This is a genomic window from Candidatus Binatia bacterium (assembly GCA_023150935.1).
Lineage (GTDB): Bacteria > Desulfobacterota > Binatia > HRBIN30 > HRBIN30 > JAKLJW01.
Genome location: JAKLJW010000047.1, coordinates 22109 through 34344 on the forward strand (window position 1 = coordinate 22109; position 12236 = coordinate 34344).

The following is a 12236-nucleotide window of genomic DNA, read 5'->3' on the forward strand; positions in this document are numbered from 1 at the left end:
GGTGGGCTGGGCGTGATGCCCGACGGCGCGGTGGCCGAGTGTACGTTCACGATCGCGGCGAGTGCCACGGGCACTGCTGCGCTGACGTTCGTCCAGGCGGGCCTGTCGGATGCAGAGTTAAACGAGTTAACGGCTACGGGCACTGGCGGTGCCGTAAGCGTGCAGTAACGAGGGGACGTTAATGAAGCGAACGATTGTGGTCTGTGCTCTGGCGTGTGTCGCGGCCGGTTGCAGCTCTTCCGGCGGCGGCAGCAGCGTGTCGGCGGGTAGCGGCGGTTTTGCGTTGCAGACAGGAGCGGCACGGGCCGGCGGCGAGACGAGCGTGGCGTTGCGGACCCAGCCGGAGGCGGCGGGCGTCGTGACGCTGGTCGGCAACCTGCGCTACGACCGCGACCGCTTGCAGGTCGCGGATTGCGTTCTGTCGGACGCGGCGCGGACTGCCGGCGGTGGCGCGAAGACCCTCAACTGGGGAGAGCCCTCGGCGGGGTTGGTGGCGGCTGTGGTGAGCGGCGGGCTGGAAGCGTTGCCGGCCGATGCCGAGGTGTTCGCGTGCCGATTCGGCGTCAAGGACGGGGCGGCCGGGAGTGCCGCCGCCGTGCGGGCCGAGGGCGAAGTGTCCGACGCGCAACTCGTCGAGCGGTCGTTCGCGGTCGAGGCTCGCGTCGCCATCGACTGACGGTCAGGCGTATGCATCCGAATCCGGTGAGGGAGAAGTCCATGTCGACACGAGTTCGAACCATTATTGGAGCACTGCTGGTGGCCGCCACATTCGGCATCGTTGCGGGGAGTCGCCCGGCAAGCGCCCAGCCTCAGTGTCCCGGCGACTGCAACGGCAACGGGGCGGTAGGCGCCGCGGAGGTGACGAAGGTCATCACCATGATGATCAAGTGCCCTTGCTCCGGCGGCTTTATCGGCGGTGCGGCAAGTGGATGCCCCGAGGTGCCCGGCACGGACAAGACGTGCGCCGCGGCAGACTACAACGGCAACTCCTGCGTCAGCGCGGCCGAGCTGACGAGGATGATTCAGAACCTCATACTCTACGCCCCCGGCGGATGCCCGCCGAGCGGGCCGACGGCGACGCCGACGACCGGAGTGGTGGTCAATACGCCGACTTCCACGCCGACAATCGTCGTCGTGCCCAACACGCCGACTTCGACGCCTTCGCAGGTGCCGCCGACGGCAACGGCGACGGAGGTGCCGCCGACGGCGACGGCGACGCCACTGCCGCCGACGGTGACGCCGACGGCGACGATTACGCCGACGATGGGAACCCGAGTCGTCCCAGTGCGGATCGCTCCTGGCGGCGGGGGACCGTTGTCCTGTCAGGGCACGTGTAGCAGCGGGCCGACGCCGGGTAAGGTCTGCGGCAACACGGCCGATTGCGGTACCGGTGGTACCTGCGGCGGCACTAAGAAGTGCAGCGGCGGGCCTTACAAGGGTCTGACCTGTACTGGCCCAGGCCAGTGCAACGGCTGTATGCCCAGCGCCCGTTGTACGGGCGCCGGTCAACCGATCGCCTGTTGTACGGCAGCAGGCAAGGGGAACTGCCCGCTTCTGGGAAGCTGTGCCGTCGTCCAGAACAAGAACGCTATCGTCGTGCCGCGCATCTCTCTCAGCGGCATCTGCACGCCGCGCAACGGCGACAATGGTGACGTCGGCTGTACGAACGACAGCGATTGCCGCTCGTGTGTGGGCGGTGATCGCGACGGAGACGCCTGCCTGCCCGGTCAGGGAGCCCCCGGCAGCGGTCAGGCCGATCCTTGCCCCGGGGGAACTTGCACCGGTAACGCATCGACCTGTCTGCTGCCGGGGCTGACGATGGAAATTAGCGACCCGGACCCGACTACCGGGGAGGCCGCGGTCAGGATTCCGAGAGAGAGCTTGGTGCTGATGCCCGCCGCGGCCGGCTCGATCGGCACGGTCTGTGTCACCGGCGGCAGCGACGGAGTCGGCGTGATCGACTGCAACGGCGGCAAAGCGGGCGTCGACGTCACGTTGCGCCGTGACCACAACATCAAGCCGGGTAGCCCGGGTAATTCCGGCTCGGCGAGTGGCTTGCCCGACGATCCGGAGTGCGACGACAACTACACGCTGCCGGACGGCTCGCCGAGCCTGCCCTGTGTTGAAGGCGCCGCGCGCTGCAACGGCGGCACGAACAAGGACCAACTGTGTTCGGTGGAGAGCGACTGCCCACCGGTCGATCCCGATGTCAAACGTTGCGCGCAGTGCAACACGGCGACCAACATTCAACATCCGGGCGTTTGCAACAGCCCGACGAAGGTCGAGCTGAGCGGCAGCTTTGCGCCGGGAGACGCAAGAGTGTCCATGCCCCTGGCCCTGGTGGTTCTCAAGGGAGCGCTTGCGCCGGGAGAAGACAAACTTGCCTGCACCGCGGACGATCAGGCTAACCCGGCTTCTCCGGTCGGCGTGCTGCTGTCGAGCGGTACGAGCAAGATGTATGTGTACGACGTCAACAACACGGCGAATAACAAGATCGCCCCACAGGAGACTTGTACAAACATCCAGTGCGTCGCGGAGATCGACGGCAGCGAGGTCGCCTCGTGCAGCGCGATGCTCGATCAGGGCGACGTCGGCGGCCTGCAGGTGGCCGGCGGATTTGCGGCGTTCGATATCGATACAACACTAGATCTCGTTACCGTGTTCCAGTTCAAGCTGGAGAAGCCGCAGTGACGGAAATCGCGTGCCACATGACCGGTGCAAAAAAAATCTCGAATGGGTGATTTCTTGGTTGACAGAGGCATTAGGACCGGGTGATAAGGGAGTCAGTCGGGACGCTTGATCGGGACGGAGCGAGTGTGAGATGCTCCACCGCAGCGTGACGGAGGGTAAGTACATGAAGCTGCGAGGCCGCAGTCCCCCGGCAGCGACATGGGAAAGGGGGGTGTAAGTCAGGGGAGTGAGTGAGTTCGATTTGCGGAGCCGGAAGTTCAGAAGGGAAGAAGTTTTCGTACAACAGCCAGATGGCAACAAGAAAGGGAGAGGAAAAATGATGGACGTTCGAAAGATGTTCGCTGGTGCAGTTGCAACGGGAGCGGTCGCGTTGGCGCCGGCGCTTGCCCACGCCTACACGGGCCCACTGATCACCTGTAACCCGACCGTCGGTTCGCCGGCGACGGTGGAGTTCAGCCCCGGGCTGGCCTGCGCCGAGGCGTACAACAAGATCAAGATTCCCGCGACAGTGGTCGACAACTGCTCCACTCCGGTAGCGGCCGCAACGTGGACCTCATGGGGCAAGGCCGCCGGTAAGGTGGACGGAACTGCTCTGGTTGCCGGGCTGGGCGGAACCGGCAAGGTGAGCGTGGCGCTCAAGGGCTCGACGTACGGTAGCTGCAACTTCGGCGGCAGCGCGACCTCCTTCACGGCGAGCACGGCGGCCAAGGTTACCGTGACGGACAGCGCCGGCAACAAGCTTACCAAGGGTGCTGCGTATACCCGTATCGCCGGCGATGCGGCTACGTTCTCGGCCCAGGCGCTCGGCGTGATGACCAAGGGCGTGGCTCTCGGCGCGAAGATCAACATCCAGCTCCTCATCGACTCGCTGGATCCGGCGAACGCGAACCTGCTGTCCTGCAACCTGGACTACGCGAACTGCGGGTTGTACGTCACCGCTCCGGAGGAGCTGCTGACCCTGAAGACGGACGCCTCCAGCTACCTCGAAATCTACGTTGGTGGCGAGGATGACTGCACGGCCGCTGGCGTTCCGTTCAAGTGCTGCGGTGGACTGCACCCCCACGCAGGAAACACTACCTGCCAGGGCGCGTGATCTTCTGAGTACCTGACAGTGGAAGTGAACGCCGGGGCGACCCACGTACATGTGGGTCGCCCCGGCGTTCGTTTTGGGGAATCCGCATCCGGCGAAGGTATCATGATAGAAGACAACTGCGTGGCGAGGTTCGGAGCGGCGGCCTTGATGGTAACGGCGCTCGTTGGGCTTCTGGCTTGCGAGCGCAAACAGGAGACGACGGCGGGGCCTTCGGCGGCTGTGGAGAGTGGCCCGGTCGCCAGTGCGAAGGAACCGGAGAGCGGTGGGGCTGCTGTCACCGGAGGTGCCGGCAGCGCTGCGACCGCGCCGAAAGTCGAAGCGACGCCCGCCGATTGGGAGGCCGCGGCCATGGCGGTCGCGGATCGGCTTGCGGATAAGGTTCGCAAGGCGGGGATGCGGTGCGACGATTACGGTCCCGCACCGTATTTGATGTACGACGATGAATACCGGGAACGACTGCCGGTGCCGGCGGCGGTTACCTCCTGCGACACCGACGGCAACGAGGACTTGACGTTCGAGGTGTTTGCCGACGCGGCCGCGGCGCGCACGTTCGTCGAGGTGAAGCGCGAATTCCTCTGCAAACGCACGAGCGAGATCGGCCTGCACGAATTTCCCGGCTTCGCCTACGTACTGGGAGACGTCTGGGTCGCGACCCCCGACGAGAAGGACACGGCGGAGAAACTGGCGCCCATCCTCGGGGGCGAGGCGAAAGTCGCGGACTGCGTGGTGCGCTAGGTCGGCCGGATGGGGGGACAGAACGCGGTAGTCGGGAAACGGGGGCCGGAGGCCGGAACGTGAAAACGACGGGTTGGAAAGCGGTCATTTTCGGCGTCGCGGCGGGGGTGGTTCTCGTGGCCGGGTGCGGTGGCTGCCAGCCGTCCGCTACGGTTTCGCAGCCGACGCCCGCGCCTCGCACGGCGACGGCCGGGGCCGCGGGGGCCGCGGCTGCGACGCGCACCGTCGGACCGAAGTATGCCTCCGAGGAGGACATCGTCGTCATCTTCGGCGACGGCGAGCCGGACGTCGGGCCGGCGCCTCTGACCGTGGAGTTCTCGATCAGCGACCCGTTCATGCGCTTGAAGGATCCTACTTTCGAGTGGGACTTCGGCGATGGGAGTCCGCGGTCGAACCAGCGGCGCCCGAAACACACTTACGTGAAGCCGGGCAAGTACGTGGCGAAGGTCGTCGTCCAGGACGTTGCCGACAGCGACTCGGACACCGTGGAAATTCAGGTTACCGAGCCGGCGGCCGGCGGGCAGTAGAGGAGTCGCGTTTAATGATCGACCCTAAGTTGGTGCGGCTTGCCGTCCCAGCCCTTGCGCTGGGCCTTCTCGTCGTTGCTGGCGGTTGTACGAAGAGCGAGGAGACTGGCGGCACCGTGGCCCCCGCCGCCAAGGCTCCGGGGGCCGTGGCCCCCGAAGCAAGCGTGCCGAGGGCCAAGGGCGCCGGCACGCTTGCGGAGGGGGCCCCGGACGAGGAGCTGGCGGTGTGGGCGGACGCCGACCCGGACCTCGGGGAGGCGCCGCTGGCGGTGCAACTGAGCGCGGACCCGCTCGAAGAGATCGAGCAGGCGTCGTACACGTGGGACTTCGGCGACGGCAGCGCGCCATCCGGGGAACAGAATCCGAAGCACGTCTACGCCAAAGCGGGGCAGTATACGGCGCGGCTCACGGTGAAAGACGCGGCCGGGCGTATCGGTACCGACGAAGCGCAAATCGACGTGGAGTAGGCGGCTCGCTGCTGAATCTAGTTGACAAATCATCCCTGTACCTGCGAGAGAGCATGTAAGTGAAGGTCGGCAGGGCCGCGTAGCTGGCGGCGTCCTGGGGCGACCCGTGTGCGGGTATTTGGGCGCGCGCGTGGGTCAGGGACGCGTTAGCCGGCGGGCCCTCCTGGGGAGGCTCCGCATGTCGCGATTCGTACGTTTCGTTCCCGCCGTTGCGTTCGTGGTGTTGGCGTCGACGGCTTCCGGGGTGTTAACCCCAGAGCAGCAGAAGTGCCAGAAGCAGGTCGGCAACGCCGCCGGAACGTTCCTGAAGAAAGTTATGGCGACGCTGCAGAAGTGCTCGAACGACGTGGCCAAGGGCAAGCTGCCGCTGATCACCGACTGCCTCACCGAAGCGGGGGCGGCGGCGAAGATCGCCAAGTACGAGGTCAGTCTGAAGGACAAGGTCGAAAAATCGTGTCCGGACCCGGTCGTGTCTGCCCTCACGTTCGGCGGCCTGTGCAACGGCGCCACGACGGCGACGGCGCTCGGAACCTGCCTTGCCGATAGCCACCGCGACCAGGCGGTAGAACTTGTCGACACCGCCTACGGCAGCGCCGTGGTGCTCAACTCGGAGCAGCTCGGCTGTCAGAAGATCGCGGCGAAGTCGGCGCTGAGCTTTGCGGCGAAGCAGCACAAGTTCCTGCGCAAGTGCAAGGACGACATCGGCAGTGGTGCGTTGCCGGCGAATACCGACTGTGCGGCGGCGAATCGGCCGGCGCTGGCAGTGGTTTACGCCAAGCTGCGGGCGAAGATCGTCAAGAAGTGCCCCGATTTGCCGAATTCGCTGCCGGCGACGTTGAGTTTCGGTGTGCCGTGCGCAGGGGCCAGCACCGGGGTCACCCTCGCGAGATGCATGCTGCGCAGCCACAGCGACGGCGACGAAGAGATGATCCTCGTCGAGTACGGCGACTCCGCCTCGGGCGGCACGGCGCTGGCCCAGGCGATTGGCGATATGGCCGACTGCGTCGGCGGGCCGCTCAGCCGGTGCCGCGTCGGCGATTACCTGCTGAAGAACGATAAGATCCGCGTGGTCATTCAGGCCCCGCAGCGCAACCTGTTCAGCATCGGCCAGTTCGGCGGTCAGATCATCGACGCGGACCTCGTGCGGGTGCCGCTCGATCCGGATCGCGACAGCTTCGAGGAGTGGTCGACCTCCGTCAACATCGAGGGCACCGCGCATTACACGACGATCGCCGTCCTCAACGACGGCAGCAACGGCGAGCCCGCGGTCGTCCGGGTCACCGGCGTCGACGACCTGCTCGACTTCCTCAACCCGAGCGCGACGGTGGCCGGGCTTGGCTACGTCTTTCCGTCGTCGGCAAACGACGTCGACCTGCCGGTGGAGATCCAGACCGACTACATCCTCAAGCCGGGACGGAACTACGTCCGTGTCGAGACGACGGTCCAGAACATTGGCGGCTCGCAGATAAAGATATTCTTCGGCGAGTTTATCGGCGGCTCCGGCCAGGTGTCGCTGTTCCAGCCGGCGTACGGGTTCGGCGAACCGATGCTGACCACGCGGTGCTGGCCGTCCGCCGCCAATCCGTGTAACGTCGTTGCTTACGCGGGTTTCGCCGGCGCCGCCGGGGTTTCGTACGCTTACGTCAACGACGACCCGGGGACTTCGACCTTTACCGACGCGGGCGTTACCGTGCCGCTAATCGGTAGCGAGATGCTGGCTACGCTGGTCGGACTTGCTGGTGCGCCCCACGCGATCGAGGCTGCGGGCGGCCCTTACGATCGCAAGACGTTCACGCGCCACTTCCTTGTTGCCGACGGTACCGTGTCGGCACTTCTGGATATCCGCAACGAACTCGACTTCATGCAGACCGGGACGTTGCAGGGCAACGTTACCGCCGGTGGGAGCCCGGTCGCCGGCGCCCAGATCGCGGTGCTCGGCAATCCCGCGGAAGGCCCTTCTCCCATGTTCGGTGGCAGTACCGTGAAGAACGTGGTGACCCACACGCAGACCGATGCGGCCGGCAATTACGAGCTCACTCTACCGCCGGGCACCTACACGGCGATGGCTAACCTCGAGGGGTACCCATTCGAGGGCGGCGGATCGACACCGACCCAGCACAGCGTGACGATCGTGGCCAACCTTGCCACGACGCAGAACATGGCCCTGCCGGCTACCGGGGCGTTGCAGGTTAACATCGTCGACGAAGCGAGCGCTGCCATTGCCGGCAAGGTGTCGGTGGTGGGGCTGGATCCGAGCCCGGACCCGAAGAACTCCCAATCGCTGATGGGAGGGCTGCTGGTGACCACCACCGGCGTGTTCAACGATCTGGTCAAGGACGGCGTGCCGTACGGCGTCGCGCAGGCGCACTTCGCCGGCCCCGCCGGCACCATCGGTCCGGTGCCCATCGAACCGGGTAGCTACCGCGTCGTCGTCTCGCACGGTCCCGAGTACTCGGCGTATCCGGAGGACATTACCGTCACCGCAAGCAGCACCGTGACCGTGAACGCCGAGGTGGCGCGAGTGACCGACTCGACCGGCTACGTGAGCGGCGATTTCCACGTGCACTCGATCGACAGTCCCGACTCCAACATCACGCGCGCGGACCGGGTGGTCTCGATGCTGGCGGAAGGTATGGACTTCTTTACCCCGAGCGACCACGATTTCCGTGCCGATTTCCCGCCGACGATCGCGGCGCTCGGGGCGACGAGCCTGATCAAGACGGCGACCAGCGCCGAGATCACGACCTTCGACTATGGGCACTTCAACGCCTGGCCGGTGCCGATCGACCCGTCGAAGGTCAACGGCGGCGGCGTCGACCACGGTCGAGCCGAGCCGGTAGGGACGGACTTCCCGTCGCTCGGCAGTTACAGCCTGTCGCCGGCGGAGATCATCGCCGCGGCTCGGGCCGACGGGGCGACTACCGTTCAGATCAACCACGTTCACTCGTTCTTCGGCCTGAGCGGCGGTTCCGGTCATGCGATCGACACCGGTTTGACCCCGCCGCAGTCGGCGGTGTCGGGTACGGCGCACCGTCTCGACCCGTCGATCACCAACTACTTCCCTTCGGAGCCGGATCGACCGGATGCGCTGGAAATCTGGATCGGCGACGACCGGGGCCAGGTCTACGGCAACTTCCTCGGCCGCAACATCGGCGACTGGTTCAACATGCTCAACCAGGGAATCCTCAAGACCGGCCTGGCCAACTCCGATACGCACCGGCGCGTCATCACGCAGGCCGGTGTGCCGCGCAACATGGTGGCGTCGTCGACCGACGCGCCGGGAAGCATCGTGCCCGCGGACGTGTCGACCAACATCAACGCCGGGCGCACGTTCGGAACGAACGGACCGATTGTGCGCGTGCGGACGCACGCCGACTCGACGGGCGAAGACGGCGGCCTCGGCATCGGAGAGAGCAAGACCATCAGCACGACCGACGGCGAAGTCGAGATCGAAGTCGAGATCGAGAGTCCGATTTGGGCGGAGTTCGATACCGTCGAGTACTACGTCAACTCGACGACAACCAAGAGCACGTCGATCAAGGAATCCGGAGTCGGTCCGGTCGTCGTGCCGAGTTATTCCGTCACGCCGGACTACGTGCGGACGGCGCCTGCGGACTTCACCGTCAGCACTGTTGTCGACTTCCCGGGGATCCCGGGGGCGTCGCACCTCGAGGCGACGGCGACCCTCACCCTCAGCGGGCTGACGGACGACATCTGGGTGGTCGTGCTGGTCCGCGGCACCGACGGCGTTTCGAAGCCGTTGTTCCCGGTCGTACCCAACGACATCAAGGCGAAGGCGTGCAGCAACAATCCGTGCAAGTCGTGCACGACGGATGCGAACTGCACGAGCCCGGGCACGTGCACCGTCAGCAACGAGACGGTGGGCGCGCTGACCGACGGCAACCTGGGCCAGTGTGGGATGACGGCGATGGCGTTTACGAATCCGCTGTTCGTCGACGTTAACGGCGGGGGTTGGACGGCGCCGGGGGTGCAGGTCAACCCGTGAGGTTACGTTTCGGTCGGGTGCTCGTGGGCATCGCGCTCACGAGCGCCACGGCGGCGCTGGCCGCCGGCGTGAACCCGGGCATCGGGCAACTGCTGGGGCGGGCGCGTTTGGTCGTGGCCGGCGAGGTGGCCGACGTCGCCGAATACGACAGTGGCCGCTTCACGGTGGCGCGTGTGCGTGTGCAACGTGTCTTCAAGGGCGACACCGCGCCCGGGTCCGATGTCCTGGTGGTCGAACGGCACGACATGCCGTCGAGTGCGGAGTTGTTGCGCGCCGGGGAACGCGCGGTGGCGTTTCTCGCCCCGGCGGCGCGAACGTCGTCTTTGAAAGCCGCGCTCCCGGCAGGGTCGTACTATGAGATAGTCGCGGGTCGTGCCGGCGTTCTGACCAGCTCGCGGACCGAAGACATCGACGAGGCGGTGGCGATCGTTGGCCGGATCGATGCTGCGAACCGGACGCCGCTTCCGGACACGCAACGGCAGGCGGCAGTGCGCGCCCTCGTCTTCGACGAGATAGCGGCGCGCCACCCTTTGTTGGTCGCCGACGGCGTGCGCGGACTGTCGGGCATTGCCGACCTGTCGAAAACCGTCACCCCGCAGGAGCAGGTGCGTTTAGAGGCCGCCCTGCGCCGCACCGATCTGCCGGCTTGGATTCGGATCGCTCTGGTCAATGCGATCGCCGACGGCGGGCTGACACGGCTGCTGCCGGCGTTGCAGGCGCTATCGGATCCGAACCCGGAGGTGCAGCGTGCCGTCTGGAAGGCACGCACGCGGCTCGGGGCGGCGCCGTCAGAGGACGATCTGAAGCCGGCACTGACGAGCGACGACCCGGCGATCCGGGCGGAGGCGGTGCGGGCTTTGACCGCGAGGATGGGTGCGGCCGGAGTCGCTCAGACGGAGCGAATCGCCCTGACCGACCCCGATCGGACGGTGCGGATCGCCGCCCTCGACGCGCTTGGCGCGTTGCGGCTGCCCGTGGCGCTGCCGTCGCTCGAACGGGCTTTCGCCGACCCGGAGCCGTCGCTGCGGCAGGCGGCGGGTCGCGCCATCCACACGATCGGTGGACGCCCTGCCGCGGAGAGCTTCGCCCGATTGGCCTTCCAGGGTCCTCCCGACGCGCAGAAGTACGCCGTGCTGCTGCTCCTCATGTCGGGTGTCACGCAAGAGGATCCGCTGGTGGTCCGTATCCGCGAAACCCATCCCGACGAGAGCGTTCGTCACCTGCTGACGGAAGGCCCGGAGATCCACAAGCACTGATGTCGATGCGGGCGCGAGTATTACTACTTGCCGCGGCGGCAGCCGTGTCGCTTGCCGGTGCGGCGGCGCAGGCGCACCCCCCGCCGCGGACGGCGGAACGGGAACTGGTGCGCGTGCAGGGGTATCGTACCGCTGGACCGGTGGCCGGGGCCGGGCGGCAACTCGTGTTGAAGGCGCTGGGCAGCGAACATCAGTTCGCCGCGACCGACTGGCAGGTGTTCGGATTCGCAGAGGAGGACAAGCGCGCGACCCCCACGCCGGTCAGGGCGCAGGAACGCTACGCATTGCAGGGCAGCCGCGACGTGCTGCGGCGGCTGGCCACCGCACGCCCCGACCAGTTGGTGACCATCCTTGCCGAGCGCCGCCCGGGATCGACAGAGATGTTCGTAGTCGCGCTGGATTTGTGTCCGCGTTAGTTCGGCGTGACGGGGGTCTTGGGGGTCTGGGGGCGTGAGGGGAAATCGGGTTCGGTATCGGTAGCGAGGCGAGATTGGACTTCGGGCAGGAGAGCCGAGGTGTGCCGCGCGCGGGCGTGTTCTTGTGGTTTGACCTTACTGCGCCGTTGGCATAGTGAGGTCGGGTGCGCGATCTCTTGCACGTTACGGTCGTGGAAACTGAGCCGTTTATCGAGGACGCCGCTCGATGTTTGCAGGACGACGAACGCGAGGAGTTGATCGACTATCTTGCCCGGAACCCGACGGTCGGGGATCTGATTCGGGGAACGGGGGGACTTCGGAAGGTTCGGTGGGCAGCAAGCGGCAGAGGAAAACGAGGTGGGGTCCGGGTCATCTACTACTTCCACAGTGCCCGCATTCCGCTTTTTCTTTTGACGGCGTACGCGAAGAGCCAAAAGGTCGACATTACCGCGGCGGAGCGCGTGACGATGCGACGAATCGCTGCGGAGATTGTCAAGCATTACACAGGCAGGAACCGGCGCCGACCATGAGGGAGGCAGCATGACCAAGACTGCGGATCGCATCTTACTCGGACTTCAGGACGCACTAGCGTTCGCGCAGGGGAAGGCGGGCCGACGCCGTGAACACCGTGTTCTCGTGGCGCCGAGGGTTGACGTGAAGGGCATCCGTGCACGCTTGCAGATGACCCAGGCGGAGTTCGCCAACACCTTCGGTTTTACGCTCCATGCCGTTCGGCACTGGGAACAGGGGACACGGACACCCGAGGGGCCCGCACGAGTTTTGCTCACGGTCATCGCGCAGGAACCGGGTGCCGTCGTTCGGGCGCTGCGGCGGACGGCGGCATGATATGAGAGCGGGTATCGTCGTGAGCGCCCGTGCCGGTGCCGTGGGCAGAGGGGTGGCCCCGGGGCCGTGAGGGCCTGAGGGCTTGTCGATTCTTTTGGTGCGATGAAAGAAGGGCCCCCCTCCCCGGTTGCGGGGAGGGGGGCCCTGGGGTTTCGGTTACGGCTTCACCAGCTTGAACTGGAAGACGGTGACGAGATCG

General features: G+C 66.2%; 10 protein-coding genes and 1 pseudogene. All 11 read left to right on the forward strand.

What is annotated here, in order from left to right; translation table 11 throughout:
* Window positions 1–181 precede the first annotated feature (181 nt).
* The 11 genes and pseudogenes from L6Q96_19845 to L6Q96_19895 all read left to right on the forward strand — a co-directional run bounded on the left by L6Q96_19845 (window position 182) and on the right by L6Q96_19895 (window position 12037).
* On the forward strand, window positions 182–676 hold the full coding sequence (locus tag L6Q96_19845; GenBank protein MCK6556806.1) for a hypothetical protein: 495 nt from the start codon (window positions 182–184) through the stop codon (window positions 674–676).
* A gap of 41 nt (window positions 677–717) precedes the next feature.
* On the forward strand, window positions 718–2691 hold the full coding sequence (locus tag L6Q96_19850) for a hypothetical protein (GenBank protein ID MCK6556807.1): 1974 nt from the start codon (window positions 718–720) through the stop codon (window positions 2689–2691).
* 316 nt (window positions 2692–3007) lie between these two features.
* Window positions 3008–3784: a hypothetical protein gene (locus tag L6Q96_19855; protein MCK6556808.1), complete on the forward strand. Its 777-nt coding sequence runs from the start codon at window positions 3008–3010 to the stop codon at window positions 3782–3784.
* 102 nt (window positions 3785–3886) lie between these two features.
* A complete protein-coding gene (locus tag L6Q96_19860) occupies window positions 3887–4519 on the forward strand; it encodes a hypothetical protein (protein MCK6556809.1) in 633 nt (210 codons plus the stop codon).
* A gap of 59 nt (window positions 4520–4578) precedes the next feature.
* Window positions 4579–5046: a PKD domain-containing protein gene (locus L6Q96_19865; protein ID MCK6556810.1), complete on the forward strand. Its 468-nt coding sequence runs from the start codon at window positions 4579–4581 to the stop codon at window positions 5044–5046.
* 293 nt (window positions 5047–5339) lie between these two features.
* Window positions 5340–5513 (forward strand): annotated as a pseudogene (locus L6Q96_19870) (PKD domain-containing protein).
* Between the two features lie 178 nt (window positions 5514–5691).
* Window positions 5692–9519, forward strand: coding sequence for a CehA/McbA family metallohydrolase (locus tag L6Q96_19875; protein MCK6556811.1), 3828 nt, complete (start codon window positions 5692–5694; stop codon window positions 9517–9519).
* Window positions 9516–10775, forward strand: coding sequence for a HEAT repeat domain-containing protein (locus L6Q96_19880; GenBank protein ID MCK6556812.1), 1260 nt, complete (start codon window positions 9516–9518; stop codon window positions 10773–10775). The genes L6Q96_19875 and L6Q96_19880 overlap by 4 nt, the downstream gene beginning before the upstream one ends.
* Window positions 10776–10780: 5 nt before the next feature.
* Window positions 10781–11191 (forward strand): hypothetical protein, encoded by a 411-nt coding sequence (locus tag L6Q96_19885; GenBank protein MCK6556813.1) that lies wholly within the window; start codon window positions 10781–10783, stop codon window positions 11189–11191.
* Window positions 11192–11421: 230 nt separating this feature from the next.
* On the forward strand, window positions 11422–11721 hold the full coding sequence (locus tag L6Q96_19890; GenBank protein ID MCK6556814.1) for a type II toxin-antitoxin system RelE/ParE family toxin: 300 nt from the start codon (window positions 11422–11424) through the stop codon (window positions 11719–11721).
* Window positions 11722–11731: 10 nt separating this feature from the next.
* Window positions 11732–12037 (forward strand): transcriptional regulator, encoded by a 306-nt coding sequence (locus L6Q96_19895; protein MCK6556815.1) that lies wholly within the window; start codon window positions 11732–11734, stop codon window positions 12035–12037.
* Window positions 12038–12236 lie beyond the last annotated feature (199 nt).